The organism is Rhizobium sp. CG5 (genome assembly GCF_023701945.1).
Taxonomy (GTDB): Bacteria; Pseudomonadota; Alphaproteobacteria; order Rhizobiales; family Rhizobiaceae; genus Allorhizobium.
On the sequence record NZ_JABAEF010000003.1, the window covers coordinates 1 to 15,584 of the forward strand.

13 protein-coding genes are annotated in these 15,584 nt (G+C 61.7%); 7 read left to right on the top strand and 6 right to left on the bottom strand.

All coding sequences use genetic code 11. The features are described 5' to 3' along the window. Nucleotides 1-320 precede the first annotated feature (320 nt). A complete protein-coding gene (locus HGO38_RS05875; RefSeq protein ID WP_250955007.1) occupies nt 321-752 on the bottom strand; it encodes an Lrp/AsnC family transcriptional regulator in 432 nt (143 codons plus the stop codon). Between the two features lie 123 nt (nt 753-875). Between HGO38_RS05875 and HGO38_RS05880 the strand changes: the two genes are divergently transcribed. Continuing rightward, nucleotides 876-1,979, top strand: coding sequence for a saccharopine dehydrogenase family protein (locus tag HGO38_RS05880; protein WP_250955008.1), 1,104 nt, complete (start codon nt 876-878; stop codon nt 1,977-1,979). 22 nt (nt 1,980-2,001) lie between these two features. On the opposite strand, the gene HGO38_RS05885 is transcribed toward HGO38_RS05880, so the two are convergent. Beyond that, nucleotides 2,002-3,450, bottom strand: a complete 1,449-nt coding sequence (locus tag HGO38_RS05885; RefSeq protein ID WP_250955009.1) for a coniferyl aldehyde dehydrogenase — start codon at nt 3,448-3,450, stop codon at nt 2,002-2,004. Nucleotides 3,451-3,932: 482 nt separating this feature from the next. On the opposite strand from HGO38_RS05885, the gene HGO38_RS05890 reads away from it, so the two are divergent. Beyond that, nucleotides 3,933-4,922, top strand: coding sequence for a hypothetical protein (locus HGO38_RS05890; RefSeq protein WP_250955010.1), 990 nt, complete (start codon nt 3,933-3,935; stop codon nt 4,920-4,922). Between the two features lie 172 nt (nt 4,923-5,094). Here the strand turns inward: HGO38_RS05890 and HGO38_RS05895 are convergent, their stop codons facing one another. Continuing rightward, nucleotides 5,095-5,313 (bottom strand): addiction module antidote protein, encoded by a 219-nt coding sequence (locus HGO38_RS05895; RefSeq protein WP_250955011.1) that lies wholly within the window; start codon nt 5,311-5,313, stop codon nt 5,095-5,097. A 95-nt stretch (nt 5,314-5,408) separates the two neighbouring features. Between HGO38_RS05895 and HGO38_RS05900 the strand changes: the two genes are divergently transcribed. Then, nucleotides 5,409-7,190 (top strand): ATP-dependent nuclease, encoded by a 1,782-nt coding sequence (locus HGO38_RS05900; protein WP_250955012.1) that lies wholly within the window; start codon nt 5,409-5,411, stop codon nt 7,188-7,190. A 66-nt stretch (nt 7,191-7,256) separates the two neighbouring features. Here the strand turns inward: HGO38_RS05900 and HGO38_RS05905 are convergent, their stop codons facing one another. The 3 genes from HGO38_RS05905 to HGO38_RS05915 form a co-directional block, all read right to left on the bottom strand. Beyond that, nucleotides 7,257-9,818 (bottom strand): GcvT family protein, encoded by a 2,562-nt coding sequence (locus tag HGO38_RS05905; RefSeq protein WP_250955013.1) that lies wholly within the window; start codon nt 9,816-9,818, stop codon nt 7,257-7,259. A gap of 185 nt (nt 9,819-10,003) precedes the next feature. After that, nucleotides 10,004-10,435 carry a pyridoxamine 5'-phosphate oxidase family protein gene (locus HGO38_RS05910; RefSeq protein ID WP_250955014.1) on the bottom strand — a complete coding sequence of 144 codons (432 nt, stop codon included), beginning with the start codon at nt 10,433-10,435 and terminating at the stop codon, nt 10,004-10,006. A gap of 88 nt (nt 10,436-10,523) precedes the next feature. Next, nucleotides 10,524-11,984: a protein adenylyltransferase SelO gene (locus tag HGO38_RS05915; RefSeq protein ID WP_250955015.1), complete on the bottom strand. Its 1,461-nt coding sequence runs from the start codon at nt 11,982-11,984 to the stop codon at nt 10,524-10,526. 212 nt (nt 11,985-12,196) lie between these two features. Here HGO38_RS05915 and HGO38_RS05920 point away from each other — a divergent pair, with 212 nt between their 5' ends. From HGO38_RS05920 to HGO38_RS05935, 4 genes are all read left to right on the top strand, one after another. Next, entirely contained in the window at nt 12,197-12,697 is a 501-nt protein-coding gene (locus HGO38_RS05920) for a hypothetical protein (protein WP_250955016.1), read from the top strand. 442 nt (nt 12,698-13,139) lie between these two features. Continuing rightward, complete coding sequence (locus HGO38_RS05925) at nt 13,140-13,712, top strand: HupE/UreJ family protein (protein WP_250955017.1); 573 nt, start codon at nt 13,140-13,142, stop codon at nt 13,710-13,712. Between the two features lie 363 nt (nt 13,713-14,075). Next, nucleotides 14,076-15,041 carry a phytanoyl-CoA dioxygenase family protein gene (locus HGO38_RS05930; RefSeq protein ID WP_250955018.1) on the top strand — a complete coding sequence of 322 codons (966 nt, stop codon included), beginning with the start codon at nt 14,076-14,078 and terminating at the stop codon, nt 15,039-15,041. A gap of 156 nt (nt 15,042-15,197) precedes the next feature. Then, nucleotides 15,198-15,584, top strand: coding sequence for a tautomerase family protein (locus tag HGO38_RS05935; RefSeq protein WP_250955019.1), 387 nt, complete (start codon nt 15,198-15,200; stop codon nt 15,582-15,584).

Consider the following 15,584-nt stretch of genomic DNA (forward strand, 5'->3'; position numbering starts at 1 on the left):
ATCCTCGTCGCCATCATGCGCAAGCTCATCGTCTTGGCCAATTGCCTGCTCGCCCAAAACCGCCTCTGGACACCAACTCCACCTTGACAGTAAACACAGATGCTCTGCCCTGCCGGGCATCTCCCCCTCAAGGGGGGAGATCGGCAAGACGCACCCGCTCGCCCATCCAGAAAAATCCTATCATCGCACTCAATGTCATCCGACTGGGCGAGCGCCGTCCACGAGTCGATCTCCCCCCTTGAGGGGGAGATGCCCGGCAGGGCAGAGGGGGGCGATCTGGCTCCAACGACAGCCAATTTGCACCGGCGAAACCCGCACCCCTACCGCGCAATCCGCGTCGACAGGATGATCGACGACAGGGTGCGCTCGACGCCCGACAGCGCGCCGATATGGTCGATGATCCGGTCGAGGTCGGCAATCGACGGGGCGGCAAGGATGGCGATCAGGTCGAACGAACCGTTGACCGAATGCAGTGTCGTCACCTCGCGGATCGCCGACAGTTCGGCGCTGACCGACGGCAAGGTCTTCGGCGCGATGGTGATCAGCACATGGGCGCGGATCAGTCCGCTCTGATAGGCCTCCGACAGCCGCAGCCCGTAGCCGGATATCACCCCGTCGCGCTCCAGCCGCTCGATGCGCGCCTGCACCGTGGTGCGCGACAGGCCAAGCTTGCGCGCCAGCACCGCCACCGGCGCCCGGGCGTTTTCGCCGAGCAGCGCCAGAAGCGCGAGGTCCTTCTCGGAAAGCGACATTATGATCAATCCCATCGTCGATATGCCAATCAAGATAAACCTTTCTGCACAGTTCGTCACTAGCAATCGACATCCGCCCTTTCCACAATGCTGATCTGACAAAATGTGAAAAAGGGAACGGGAATGAAGGATATCGTGGTGATGGGCGCCGGCAAGATCGGCGGGGCGATTGCACTGATGCTGGCCGACAGCGGCGACTACCGGGTGACGGTGGCCGATCGCAGCGAGACCCAGATCGCCGCCCTCGACCGGCATCCGTCGATCTCCGGCGTCACCGTCGACATATCAGACCGCGCCGCCCTCGAAGCCCTGCTGGCCCAAAAATTCGCCGTGCTGTCGGCCGCCCCCTTCCACCTGACCGGCACGATCGCCGAGGCCGCCGCCAAGGTCGGCACTCATTATCTCGACCTGACCGAAGACGTCGCCACCACCCGCAAGGTGGAAGCGCTGGCCGCGGGCGCGGCGTCCGCCTTCATTCCGCAATGCGGCCTGGCGCCGGGTTTCATCTCCATCGTCGCCCATGATCTGGCCAGCCGCTTCGACACGCTCGACAGCGTGCGCATGCGGGTCGGCGCCCTGCCGCAATATCCCTCCAATGCGCTGAACTACAACCTGACCTGGTCGACCGACGGGCTGATCAACGAATATATCGAGCCCTGCGAGGCGATCGTCGAGGGCAAGTTGATCACCGTGCCGGCCATGGAAGAGCGCGAGGAGTTTTCGCTGGACGGCGTCACCTACGAGGCCTTCAACACCTCGGGCGGCCTCGGCACGCTGGCCAAGACCTTGGAAGGCAAGGTGCGGACCATGAACTATCGCACCATTCGCTATCCGGGCCACCAGGCGATCGTCAAGGCGCTGCTCAATGACTTCAACCTGAAGAACCGCCGCGATGTCTTGAAGGACCTGTTCGAAAACGCCCTGCCCGCCACCATGCAGGATGTCGTGGTGATCTTCGTCACCGTCTGCGGCTGGAAGGACGGCCGTTACCTGCAGGACACCTATGCCAACAAGGTCTATGCCGGCGTGATCGCTGCTAAGAAGATGAGCGCCATCCAGATCACCACCGCTGCCGGCATCTGCGCCACCCTCGACCTGCTCGCCAACGGCACCCTTCCGCAAAAAGGCTTCGTCCGCCAGGAACAGATCACCCTGCCCGCCTTCCTCGAAAACCGTTTTGGCCGTGCCTATGACCCGGAGGCCGTAAAGCTTGCCAAGGCTGGCTGAGGCATAGCGCCGACGCCGGCCTTCACCCGAAACGCGCCAGCACCTTGAGCAGCATCGAGGCCACCCGCCCATAGGGCGGGTAAAGCAGCGCCACCGCCGACAGCCGCGGCTGGCGCAGCACCGGCTTTTCCTTGCTCAGCGCCACGAATCCGGCCTCGCCGTGATACTGGCCGGAACCCGAGGCGCCGACGCCGCCAAACGGCAGGCTATCCTGCGCCAGATGCAAGATCGTGTCGTTGATCGTCACGCCGCCGGAGATCGTGCCGTTCAGCACCCGGCGCTCGGCAGCCTTGTCGGTGCCGAACCAGTAGAGCGCCAGCGGCCGGTCGCGGCTGTTGACATAGGCCAGCGCCTCGTCGAGCGTGTCATAGGGGATGACCGGCAGGATCGGCCCAAAGATCTCCTCGCGCATCAGCGCCGTCCCCTCCTTGGCCCCGGTGACCAGAACCGGCGCCAGGATGCGGCGGCCGGCATCCGTGCCGGGCAGCAGTTCGATCACCGCAGCGCCTTCGGCCCGGGCCTCATCGATCAGACCGCGGAGCCGCTCGAAATGACGGCTGCTGATGATCGAGGTATAATCGCCATTGCCGGCAAGGCTTGGATATTGTTGTTGCGCCGCCGCCTTTGCCGCCGCCACGAAGGCCTCCACCCGGTCGCGCGGCACCAGCACATAGTCTGGCGCCACGCAGGTCTGGCCGGAATTGAGCAGCTTGCCCCAGATCAGCCGCGGCACGGCGCGGTTGAGATCGGCGGAGGCATCGATGATGGCCGGCGACTTGCCGCCGAGTTCAAGCGTCACCGGCGTCAGGTTTTGGGCGGCGGCCGCCGCCACCCGCCGGCCCACCGCCGTCGAGCCGGTAAATACGAGATGATCGAATGGCGCCGCGCTGAAGGCCGCAGCCACGTCGGGCCCGCCGGTCACGACAGCAACTTCGTCCTCAGTGAAGAATTCCCGGACCGCCGCATCAAGAGCCTCGGAAAAGGCCGGCGTCAGCTCCGACGGCTTCAGCATCGCCCGGTTGCCGGCGGCAAGCGCCCCCACCAGCGGCGACAGCATCAGGTTGAGCGGATAGTTCCACGGCGCGATGATGCCGACGACGCCGAGCGGCTGGCGCAGGATCAGCGCCGATCCGGGCTGCCCGGTCCAGGCGAGACCCACCCGCCGCGGCCGCATCCAGCCTTTCAGATGCCGCCGCGCATGACGGATCGCCGCCCGCGTCGGCACGATGTCGGCAAGCGTGGTGACCACCGCCGAACGATTGCCGAAATCCTCCGAAATAGCCGCCGCAAGCCGCTCCTGCCAGGCCAGGATCAAGCGCTCCAGCAGGTCCAGCCGATCGCGCCGGAGCGCCAGATCCGGATTGATGTCGGTCAGATACGCCGCCTTCTGGCGCGAAAGCACGCTCGCGATCACCGCCTCCGGCGACACCGCCTGCCGATCGAGCCCTTCCGCCTTTGCCTGCCCGCCCATGACCGCCTCCTCCGCGCTATCCTCCGTCCACCATGGTTCACTTCCCCCCAATTGTTCAAGCCAGAACAGTTGTGACGGCCCGCTTTTCTGCTGGTCGGTGTGAAGCTGCCCGTATCCCTCCCATACCGCCCCGCCTTGATGCGGCAGGCATTGCCGCCTCGCGGCCGTCATCAGGCCTGTTCCACCAACGGACCTGTGCCACCAAAGGGCCTGTGCAACCACCGGACCCTGCACCGCCCCGTGCCGCGCCTCGACCGCCGCAGCCCATCGGTCAAGAAGCGAAGTACACGCACCGTTCTGTGTCCATTGCCAATTCCTAAAACTCGTATAGGTTGTCGTCCCGTATGAATCCAATCTTGGGGGATGGGATAACGATGGGGAATTCTGCACGCGCGCGGGCAGCGCGCCTTTTTCTATTGCCTTCTATTCTGATCGCGACCTCGCCTTCTCCAGCTTTTGCTTTGCCAGACAAGAACGTCGAGGTGCACACCGCGGCCGCCTGTCCGGCGCCGGGCTCGGTGAAATCGACCTCGATGGCCGCGCCGGCCGGCAATTATCCGAATGTCACATTCAAGAACAGCAGCTATGCGCGGCTCACAGTCTATCAGGCGGGAGACACCGGCAGCTATTCCCTGATCGGCGTGGTCGGTCCGGGCGAGGCAATGAACTCCGGCGGCACGCCAACAGTCGGAGAGAAATATCTGGTCGTCGATCCCGACGGCCGCTGCCTCGGCGGCGCTCTCGAAAAAGACCCCGGCAACGACCTCACCTACGCTTTGTTCGGTGATGCCACGCTCGCAACACCCGGACTTTCGACCGCGTCCCTGACCCAGCTTGCCGCCTGCCCGACCGTCGGCGCGATCACGGAACCGGTCCCGGCCGGCCAGGCCGCCAATGTCGCGGTGGAAAACAAGACGGGCGCGCCGATCGACATCGTTCGGATCATGCCCAATGGCAGCCAGTTCACCCTGATGAGCCTCGCCGACCAGAAAAGCTTCAACACCGGCGGCGCGTTTGGACCAGCCGTGCGCCTGCTCGCCAAGACCGCATCCGGCCAGTGCGTCGGCGGCATCATCACCGCCATCAACCAGCGGGCGACGACGGTCACGCTGGCAGCCTCGCTCGGGACCACGACGCCGCCGGTCGCCACAGACACCGTCGCCGATGTCCTCAACGAAACGGTGACCGCCAAACTGGCGTGCCCGGCCGCCGGCACGGTTGCGTCCAAGAGGGGAAGCGGCAGCCATGCCGTCAGCTTCATCAACAAGACCAGCGGGCCACTCAGCGTCATCTGGCTGCACTATGACGGTTCGCGCACCACGCCCCACGCGCTTCCCGCCGGCTACGCCGTGACCATGGGCGGCTTCGGCGGCATGGACCAGGCCTATCTGGTGATCGATCAGTCGGGCAACTGCTTCGGCGGCGTTCTGAAGCCGAAAGCGGCACGCCAGACGCAGTACACACTGCAGTGAGGGGCGTTGTCCGCATCCCGAGGGGGGATGAGGGGCCGCGCCACGCCATCCCCCTTCGAGAACGAACCGGCCGCTTGCAAAAGACGGCCCCGGTGCCGGAGCGGCGCGAACCGCTCCTTCTCCCCACCCGCGGCGAGAAGGAGCGGCAGGGGGATGAGGGGCACGCCGTCCTCTATTCCTTGTCGATCGGCAGCGCCGACAGCTTGAGGCCCATGGCCTTCATCAGCTTGAGGATGGTCAAGAATTCCGGATTGCCGTTTTCACCGAGCGCCTTGTACAGGCTCTCGCGCCCGAGCCCCGCCTCTTCGGCAACGGCGGTCATGCCTAGCGAACGGGCGACCGTGTTGAGCGCCCGGCGGATTTCGCCAGCATCGCCCTTACGACCGTTCATAGGACAGAGCGCTCGCAGAGCTAGCTAGACCGATTGCCCGCCTTCACGACTCAATTTAAGGTTTAACTAAATGTGCCATTCGAATCGAAAAAACGATGCATCAGTTTACTCAAGTCGAATTTACGCGCTTTAAGGCTTTCAAGCGCTTCACGCTTCAACTCCGACATTTCAATATCCTAGTTGGCCCAAACAACGCGGGAAAATCGACAATTCTCGCCGCCTTCCGCATATTGGCGGCCGCTATGCGCAAAGCAAGTGCTCGCAAAGCCACTCTTGTGAAAGTGCCGGGTGGAAGGGTCCTCGGCTATGAGATTGACTTGTCATCTATCTCTGTCGCTGAAGAAAACATATTCTATAATTATAATGATGATGAACCAGCGTCAGTAGTATTTTCGCTGGCCAATAAAAACACGCTCACTTTGTATTTTCCAGAACAGGGTGTGTGCTACCTTATTCCAGATGCACAGGGGAAAACTTTCGCTAGCCCCTCCACCTTCGAAAAACACTTTAACTGTCCTATCGGGTTCGTACCGATACTTGGTCCCGTAGACCACCACGAACAACTCTACGAGAAGGAAGCCGCCCGGTTGGCATTGTTTAGCTATACCGCGGCAAGAAATTTTCGGAACATTTGGCATCACTACCCGGAAAAGTTCGCCAATTTTCGCAATCTTCTGCAACAAACATGGCCAGGGATGGACATACAACCACCCGAGATAGATCGGACCCACCAAAGACCGCGATTGCATATGTATTGTCCTGAGGAACGACGCCCGCGAGAACTGTTCTGGGCGGGATTTGGTTTTCAAGTCTGGTGCCAAATGCTGACACACATCATTCAGTCCCAGAATGTTTCCCTATTCTTGATAGATGAGCCAGATATTTACCTCCATGCTGAACTGCAAAGGCAACTACTCGATATTTTGAGAAATCTGGGACCAGACGTACTGCTTGCAACGCATTCGACAGAGATGATCACGGAAGCGGAGCCCAATGATATTGTGCTGGTCAATAAAGGCAAAAATTCTGCCAAACGGATAAGAGATCCGGCAGAACTGTCACACGTTTTCTCTGTAATAGGCTCAAGTCTGAACCCAGTATTGACTCAACTGGCGAAGACCCGCCGGGTGCTGTTTGTGGAGGGCAAAGACTTTCAAATTCTTGGACGCTTTGCTCGTAAACTGGGTGCACACTCGGTCGGGAACCGCCGGGACTTCGCCGTTGTCCCAATCGAAGGATTTAATCCGGAGAGAATCAAAAACCTCAAGGCGGGAATGGAAGCTACGTTAGGAGGGAAAATAAAAGCGGCAGCAATACTAGATAGAGACTACAGAAGCACCGGCGAATGTCAGCGCATAAAAAACAAATGTGAGGAGTTTTGCGATTTAGCTGTGGTTCATCAGCGCAAAGAAATTGAAAGCTACCTACTGATTTCTAGCGCCATAAATCGCGCTGTTAAGCAGCGCTTGATTGAACAAGAAAAGCGGTCTGGCAAGGCAAAGGAACTTGTAGAAAATGTCGATGTAAGCGCGAGACTGGCTGAATTTTGCGAAGAGCATAAAAATTATGTATCAGCACAATACCTAGATTTTAGAAGTAGATTTGAAAAAGAAAACCCATCTGGGAGACATTCTGCCACCATAAATGAAGAATTACTCAAAGAATTTGAGCAACTTTGGAAAGACGAAAATTTGAGATCGGGCCTTGTTCCCGCGAAAGATGCGCTAAGCGCCATTAATAAATATATCTCAGACGAATTCGGAGTTAGCGTGACGGCAAACGCGATCATTGAGGCAATGCATGCTGACGAAGTGCCAAAAGAAATGGCCGATCTAGTCAACGATCTCTCGGAATTCTCCAAGGTACCGGCCGACTAAAAGCTGTTTTTTCCCGCCAGCCTCTCAGCCAGCGGGTCCATAACCCTCGCCGATACCCCCCGAATCCTAACTCCGCGGCTTCAAATTTTCCGGGTCGTACAGCGGCCTATACCCCACCGCGACCACCTCCACCGGATAACTCTCCGCAAAATACTCGACATTCAACGTCCGGCCAACCTGGCAATACTCCCACGGCAAATACGCCAGCGCGATGTTCTTGCCCACCGTTGGCCCGTAGGCGATCGAGGTGGTGTAGGAGCGGCGGCCGAGGCTGTCGATGAGCGTTTCGCCGGTCGCCGGGTCGATCACCGGCAGCGCGCCGACCGGGTAGCGGGCCACCCCCTTGGCGTCGGTGTTCTCGGTCATCACGAGCGTGCAGAGCATGGCCGGCTGGTGCTCGCGCGCCTTGTATTCGAGATGTTTTGCCTTGCCGCAGAAATCGGCCTCCTTGACCTTCGGGCGGGCGAGGTCGGCTTCGATGAGGTTGTACTGGGTCAGCAGATCGGCATTCTGCAGGCGCAGGCTCTTTTCCATGCGGCGCGAATTGGCATAGGTCTCGACGCCGAATGCCATGACGCCGGTCGCCCTGAGCGCGTCCCAGACGGCCAGCGCGTCGTCGTATGTCATGTGCAGTTCCCAGCCCTGTTCGCCGACATAGGAAATGCGGAAGGCGGTGACCTTCTGGCCAGCGATCTCGATCGGCTTGATCGCCGCAAAGGCAAAGTTTTCCGGGTCGAGACCGGACGGATCGGACACCACCTTTTTCAGCGTCGCGCGGGCATTCGGCCCCCAGATGCCGATCGTCACATATTTCTCCGTGACATCTGAGATGGTGACGTCAAAGCCCTTATCCTGGGCGACGCGCTTCATATAGTGGAAGTCGCGCGGACCGGCATCGGCCCCGTCGATCAGCCGGCAGCGGTCGGCAAGCCGGATGACGGTAAAGTCGGCGCGCACCATGCCCTCCTCGTCGAGGAAGTGGGTGTAGATGCCCTTGCCGACATTGCCGTCGCCGCCGATCTTGGCGGCGCACAGCCATTCGAGCAGCGCGACATGGTCCGGGCCCTCGATGTCGTACATGGCAAAGTGGCTGAGATTGACGATGCCGCAATCCTCGCTCATCGCCAGATGCTCGGCATTCGAGACGCGCCAGAAATGCCTGGCGTCCCATTCGTTGGCGCGCACCGGAATACGATCGCCGTATTTTTCCAGCAGATGCTCGTTGGCGGCATAACCATGCGCCCGTTCCCAGCCGCCCAGCTCCATGAAATAGGCGCCGAGCTCCTGCTCGCGCGCATAAAACGGCGAATGGCGCACGTTGCGGCCATTGCCATAGGGTTCGCGCGGATGCACGGCCGGGAAATAGACCTTTTGCGCGGCCTCGAAGCTGCGGCCTTCGATGAACTTCTCTTCCAGCTGGTGCGGATAGAAGCGCGAATAGTCGATGCGGTTATGGTCGATTTCGGTGCGGCCGTCGGTCAGCCAGTCGGCGATCAGCTTGCCATAGCCAGGGCCATCCTTGACCCAGATAGCGACGCAATACCAAAGCCCCCGCACCTTCTGGCTCTCGCCGCAGGAGGGGCCGCCATCGGAGGTCACCTGCAGCAGGCCGTTGAACGAGTGGCCCTCGTTATAGCCGAGTTCGCCGAGGATCGGCGTCAGTTCCATGGCCCGTTCCAGCGGCTCGAGGATCTGCTCCATGTCGAGATCGCGCTGCGACGGCGACAGGCGCGCCTCGTGCTTTTCGAGCAGCTCGCGCGGATGGCAGAGACGGGGGTGGGTGGTCTCGTAATAGCCCCATTCGATCTGGCCGCCTTCGGCCGTCTTCGGGTCGCCGGTGTCGCGCATATAGGCCGAATTGCCCTGGTCGCGCAAAAGCGGCCAGCCGATTTCCTTGCCCGTGCCTTCGAACTCGTTATAGGGGCCGAAGAAGGTGAGCGGATGGTCGATCGGCATGACCGGAAGGTCCTCGCCGACCATTTCGGCAATCAGCCGGCCCCAGATGCCGGCGCAGACGATGACGTGATCGGCCATGATGGTGCCGCGATGGGTGACGACGCCCTTGATGCGGCCGCCCTCGACGATCAGCGACTGGGCCGGCGTATTGGCGAAGGCCAAAAGCTTGCCGGTCTTTTCCGCCTGGTCGACCAGCTTGCCGGCCACCGTCTGGCTGCGCGGAATGACGAGACCGGCGTCCGGATCGAACAGCCCGCCCATCACCATGTCCTCCTCGATCAGCGGAAACTTTTCCTTGATCTCGGCAGGGCCGACATAATGGGCGCGGGTGCCAAAGGCTTTGGCCGAGGACAGCTTGCGCTTGATCTCTTCCATCCAGGCGTCGTCACCGGCACGCGCCACTTCCAGCCCGCCGATGCGGGCGTAGTGGCCCATCTTCTCGTAGAAATCGATCGAATATTGCGTGGTCCACACCGACAGGAAGTCGTGGGACGTGGTGTAACAGAAGTCGGAGGCATGCGCCGTCGAGCCGATATCGGTCGGAATGCCCGATTTGTCGATGCCGACAATCTCGTCCCAGCCGCGCTCGATGAGGTGATGGGCGATGGAGGCGCCGACAATGCCCCCAAGCCCGATGATGACGACCTTTGCCTTGGACGGAAACTCTGCCATAGCCTGAAACACCCTGCCTGCAAGCGCGTTGAAATCAGGCGGGATATTAGGGTGAGAAGAACGAGAACAGAAGCCTGTCTGCGACATTCTTCAGGAACAGCACGACCCCCCGTGTCGCAAGCGGCAAAACGGCAATCCGTCGGCTGGAGCGAAACGGGCCACGACAGCGGCCCGCGCCGACAGTCCTAGAGCCGGATACGGCCACTGTCTTCGCCGTCCCAGTATTGAACCGTCTCGGCATGGACCTTGATCAGCACCACGCCGGGCGTTGCAATGCCCTGCGGGAACCAGCGGTCGAGGTCGGAAACCCAGTGGGCTTCGAACACCGCGCGATCGGCAATCAGGCTGGCTTTGCCCTCGACGGCGACGAAGATGCCGGGCTTGCCAAGCAGGCTCGGCGGCGCGGTGAAGGTCAGCGACACGGTCGGATCGGCGGTGATCTGCCGCACCTTGTCGGTGTCCTGGTAGGAGAAGAAGAAGCTGTCGCCGTCATAGTCGACATCGCCATTGTTGCTCATCGGCCGGCTGGCGATCGTCCCCGCGTCCGCCTTGGTCAGCATCATGCAGAAATCGATCTTTTTCATCTTGGTCGCGAGGTCGGGCAATGTCATCGTCATGGTGAAGTCCTTTTGGTGATGGTTGGCAGGACAATCGCGATCCCGCCTTCTTTGTTCCCGTCACCAGTCGATCACCGATCCGCCTCGCTTACGTCCCGCAGAAGGTCAGGCTCACCCGTTCCTCCGGTTTCGGCGGCACAAGATAAGCGGCAAATTCGGGAAGCGCCTCGTAAGGCTTGTCGAGCGCCGCCATCATCCGGTCGAAAGGCTCGAAATCGCCCGACAGGCCGGCCTCGATCACCTCTTCGATTCGGTGGTTGCGCGGGATCACCGCCGGGTTGACCGCCTGCATGGCCGCCTGCCGCTCGGCCGGTGTGCGCCCTTCGCCTGCCCGCTCCCGCCAGCGCGCCAGCCAGTCGTCGAGCCGCGGACGGTCGGTGAACAGCGCCGTAAACTCCCCCTCGCCCCGCCCGCCGGCCAATCCGCCGAGCGCCCGGAAGGCCACGGTAAAGTCCGCCTGGCTCTCGGCCATCTGCGCCAGGAGGTCGTTGATCAGCTCGAGATCGCCGTCCTGTTCGCTCGGCAACCCGAGCTTGGCGCGGAAACCCGCCAGCCATTGCTCCTGGAAGATCCGCCCGAAGGTGACCAGCACTGCATTGGCATCGGTCACCGCCTGCTCTTCGCTGCCGTCGAGCAGCGGCAGCAGCGTTTCGGCCAGCCGCGCCAGGTTCCACTGGCCGATGCCCGGCTGGTTGCCATAGGCATAGCGGCCGCGCCGGTCGATCGAGGAAAACACCTTTTTCGGGTCGTATTCGTCGAGAAAGGCGCAAGGCCCGAAATCGATGGTCTCGCCGGACACCGTCATATTGTCGGTGTTCATCACCCCATGGATGAAGCCGACCGACATCCAGCGGGCAATCAGCGCCGCCTGGCGCGCCGCCACGCCGTTGAGCAGCGCCAGATAGGGATTGGAAACCCCTTGAAGCTCCGGATAATGCCGGGCGATCACATGATCGGCCAGCGCCTTCACCCCGTCATTATCGCCGCGCGCTGCAAAGAACTGGAAGGTGCCGATGCGGATATGGCTGGCGGCAACCCGGGTAAACACCGCCCCCGGCAGCGGCGTTTCCCGCATCACCGCCTCGCCGGTGGACACCGCCGCCAGCGCCCGCGTCGTCGGAATGCCAAGCCTAAACATCGCCTCCGAGACGATATATTCGCGCAGCACCGGCCCGAGCGCTGCCCGCCCGTCGCCGCGCCGCGAAAACGGCGTCTGGCCGGCGCCCTTCAGCTGAATGTCGCGACGCCGACCCTCCCTGTCCACCACCTCGCCGATCAGGATCGCCCGCCCGTCGCCGAGCTGCGGATTGAACTGGCCGAACTGGTGACCGGAATAGGCCATGGCCAGCGGCTCGGCTCCATCGGGAAGCGCATTGCCGGAAAACAGCGCCGCCAGCCGCTCCTCGTCCTCGGCGTCCAGGGTGAGGCCGAGCTCTGCGGCGAGCGCTGCGTTGAAGCGGATCAGCCGCGGTGCCGCCACATCCGCCGGCATCGTCGGCTCGAAAAAATGCGCCGGCAGCCGCGCATAGCTGTTGTCGAAGGCAAACATCGCGCCTCTCCTCGTTTGCGGCACCGTCCTCAAACAGCGCCCGTCTTATCAAAAGGCAATATGGGGTGGTCGGCGGCGGCCGCAAGCAAAAACCGCCAGGAAAGCTCAGCCACCGGCCAATTCTGGGCCGATCGCCCAAGCGCATTGCTCTGGCGAACATCCTGCCCATAACGTCCGCGCCATATCGCATTTAGAGAGGGGAACCATCTGCCATGAGATCGCGCTTGACCGCCCTGGTCCTGATCGCCGCCGGCCTTGCCGGCTGCACCACCACCGAAGAAGCCAATACCGTCATCCAGTCGCGCTGGATCGGCCAGCCGGTGGAACTGTTCTTCAGCCAGTACGGCCCGCCTCTGTCGCAATTCCCGATGGCGAGCGGCAACGTCATCTACACCTGGCGCGGCGGCGACGCCGACCGTTATATCGCCCCCACCTATGCGACGCCGGCCCCCGTCCAGACCAAGACCAAGACGGTGACCCGCGAAACCCGGCCGGGCGTCACGGAAACCCAGGTCATCACCACGGGCCATTATCCCCCGGCCCAGCCGCAGATGATCTCGCCGCCGCGCTACGAGCAGCTGTTCTGCGAGTTGCAGATCACCGCCGATCCGCGCCAGTCGATCATCGCCATCCGCGCCAGCAACGACACCGACGGCGAGGGCCTCAGCTTCTCGCGCTGCGCCGAAGTGCTCAACGCCCATCCGCAGAAATAGGGCCCTGTGCGGTTGACCAAGGTCTCCATGGCCGGCTTTGCCCCTCACCCCTGGAGCAACTTGTTGTCCGACCTCTCCCCGCAGGCGGGGAGAGGGGAACCTGCCCCACTCGACGTTGGAGAGGGACGGAAGCGGTGCGGCGCTCTCCCTTCTCCCCGTTCACGGGGAGAAGGTGCCGGCAGGCGGATGAGGGGCTACCCCTCGACAAATGAGCACCGATCAAGCCCAGCGCCTACAAGATCACGACCGCCCCATGTCGCAATGCCCACAGCCGTGACGCGCGGAAACCCGGCAGGACGCAAACTTGGCCGCATCATGCCGCGAGCAACATTTGGCCATGGACAGCGACAAAGCGCTTAACGTAGGTTGTCCCATGGACTAAGGATGACGGCGGGCGCGACTGAATCACGGGCGCCCTGTCGACCAAATAGAGGGACAATCAATGTTTAAACGCCTTTCGCTTTCCGCTGCCATTTTTGCCGCTGCTGCTGCCCCGGCCTTCGCCCATCTCGATCCGGCCGAGCACGGCTCGTTCATGGCAGGCATTTCCCATCCGCTGTTCGGCGCCGATCACATTCTGGCCATGGTCGCCGTCGGCCTCTGGGCCGCCCAGATCGGCGGACGCGGCCTGATCGCCGTTCCGGCCGCCTTTGTCGGCACCATGGCCGCAGGCTTCCTGCTGGCCGTCAACGGCATCGACCTGCCCTTCGTCGAGCCTGCCATCCTTGCCTCCGTCATCGGCCTCGGCCTGCTGGTCGCCATGGCGGTCAAGCTGCCGGTGGCAGCCTGTGCGGCCATCGTCGGCGCCTTCGCCCTGTTCCACGGCCACGCCCATGGCGGCGAACTCGGCGGTGCCGGCGCCCTGCAGTTCGGCCTCGGCTTCCTCGTGGCAACCGCCCTGCTGCATGCCGCCGGCATCGGCCTCGGCATCGGCCTCAACCGCATGGGTCCCCTGGTCAACCGCCTGCTGGGTGCCGCAACCGCCATCGGCGGCGCCGCCCTGATGCTCGGCTGATCAGCTCCATTATCCCCGATTTGCGAACGGCGGCCTCGGCCGCCGTTTCTGTTTCATCCAGGCGGTGACAAAGCACGCCGCCTCCCCGTGCGAGCAGGGCTATCGAGACTTGGCTAGACCGGCAGACCCTTTTTGACGCTCTGCCGCCTGGCGCCGAAATACTTCACTTACCTACACCCGGCAGACCATCTACTTGTCGAGCCAACAACAGAAATTCATTAATTAGTTCAATTAGTTGCGATTTCAAAAAGACAGCGAAATGCCGATGCCGCATTGCAACAATGGCCAAAACGGCATACCCTCTGGTCGGGCTGCGGAGTGAAGAGCGCTGAGTAAGAGGCGCTATTCGTATAAGGAGATCATATGTTTGATACGCCTGGATCCAAGCCGAAAGACCTCGAAACAATCGCCCGTACCGGCGGGGTTTTGCGTCGCATGGCAGCGCGCGTCCCCACCTACTTGACCGACCTGCGGGAAAATCCAGCCTGGCTGCCGATGTTCCTGTTGGCCCGTACGATCCCTTTCCGTCGAGCACACTGGCTCACCGCCAAGCCCGTTCCGCCGTCAGCAACAGCATCATCATCGATGTTTGGGCAGATCAAGGCGGATGAGGCCGCTTCCGAACTGAAGAGGAAGGGGATTTTCACCGGCCTGACATTGCCGGCATCAATCCATGAGGACATCGCCCGCTTCGCGCAGGAGACGCCTTGCTTTGGCAATTTTGACCGCGAATTGGAATTTACCGCCGGAGAGCACGCGCAGGCCGAACGACGCTTCGGGCGTACCATATTAAGCGGTCATCATTTCGAACGGGTCCTGCAATGCGAGGCAGCAGTGGCTGTTCAGCAAGACCCACTCCTGCTTGATATTGCAAGACATTATCTTGGCGGTGAGGCGAGAATGATCACCACGCGCACCTGGTGGAGCTTTCCGACGAAAACGGCATCTGAAGCCGATCTAAGCCGGGCCTCGTTCAGGTTCCATTTCGATCTCGATGATTGGCGAATGCTGAAGTTCTTCTTCTATCTGTCCGACGTCGATGCCGATGCAGGTCCGCACGTCTACGTCCAAGGCAGTCACAATCGTCGGCGCGTGAGGCATCAACTCACGCTGCTGGTCGGCCATCCGGCGGAGGAAGTCCTGAGCTTTTATGGTGAAGACAGCGCTGTCACGTTGACGGGAAAAGCGGGGACCGGTTTTGTCGAGGATCCCTTTGGTTTTCATATGGGAACCTTGGCGAAGAACACTCCGCGTCTGATGATGGAGGTCGGATTTGGCGTGTCAAAGCCATCAAAGCGACGTTATCACGGTGAGCCTGTCATACGATAGTCGACCACGCTTCGTCGAGCCGGCCCGTTTGGGACGGCATCGACCTCGGCAAGGGCTGGTTCTGGCGTGCGCGATCAGACGCCACAGCCTTGTGCCATTGTCACACCCATCATGCCGGGCGATAACGTTCCTGGCAACAAACAGAGGAAATCCCCCATGCCCTTCGTGCATATCCAAGTCGCTGCCCCCGATATCACGCAGCCGCAACTGCGCCATCTGCAGTCGGAGGTCACGCGTCTGATGGCGGAGATTTTGGAGAAGAGAAAGGAATTGACCGCCGTGCGCATCGAGCGGGTCGATCCCGGCCAATGGACGGTGGGCGACCAACCGATGACCGTCGCCGCCCATATCGACGCCAAGGTCAGGGCCGGCACCAACACCCAGGCGCAGAAGGCCGCCTTCATCGCCGCCGCCGCAGACCTGCTGCGACAGGTGCTTGGGGTCGAACTGTCGCCCGCCACCTATGTGGTCATCCACGAAGTGCCGGGCGATGCCTGGGGTTATGACGGCAGGACCCAGGAATCGCGCCACCTGGCGGACTGA

Bases quoted from the DNA above. Each gene is read 5' to 3' on its own strand.
- HGO38_RS05875 (WP_250955007.1), bottom strand. From the start codon at position 752: ATGTCGCTTTCCGAGAAGGACCTCGCGCTTCTGGCGCTGCTCGGCGAA.
- HGO38_RS05880 (WP_250955008.1), top strand. From the start codon at position 876: ATGAAGGATATCGTGGTGATGGGCGCCGGCAAGATCGGCGGGGCGATT.
- HGO38_RS05885 (WP_250955009.1), bottom strand. From the start codon at position 3,450: ATGGGCGGGCAGGCAAAGGCGGAAGGGCTCGATCGGCAGGCGGTGTCG.
- HGO38_RS05895 (WP_250955011.1), bottom strand. From the start codon at position 5,313: ATGAACGGTCGTAAGGGCGATGCTGGCGAAATCCGCCGGGCGCTCAAC.
- HGO38_RS05900 (WP_250955012.1), top strand. From the start codon at position 5,409: ATGCATCAGTTTACTCAAGTCGAATTTACGCGCTTTAAGGCTTTCAAG.
- HGO38_RS05905 (WP_250955013.1), bottom strand. From the start codon at position 9,818: ATGGCAGAGTTTCCGTCCAAGGCAAAGGTCGTCATCATCGGGCTTGGG.
- HGO38_RS05910 (WP_250955014.1), bottom strand. From the start codon at position 10,435: ATGACGATGACATTGCCCGACCTCGCGACCAAGATGAAAAAGATCGAT.
- HGO38_RS05915 (WP_250955015.1), bottom strand. From the start codon at position 11,984: ATGTTTGCCTTCGACAACAGCTATGCGCGGCTGCCGGCGCATTTTTTC.
- HGO38_RS05920 (WP_250955016.1), top strand. From the start codon at position 12,197: ATGAGATCGCGCTTGACCGCCCTGGTCCTGATCGCCGCCGGCCTTGCC.
- HGO38_RS05925 (WP_250955017.1), top strand. From the start codon at position 13,140: ATGTTTAAACGCCTTTCGCTTTCCGCTGCCATTTTTGCCGCTGCTGCT.
- HGO38_RS05930 (WP_250955018.1), top strand. From the start codon at position 14,076: ATGTTTGATACGCCTGGATCCAAGCCGAAAGACCTCGAAACAATCGCC.
- HGO38_RS05935 (WP_250955019.1), top strand. From the start codon at position 15,198: ATGCCCTTCGTGCATATCCAAGTCGCTGCCCCCGATATCACGCAGCCG.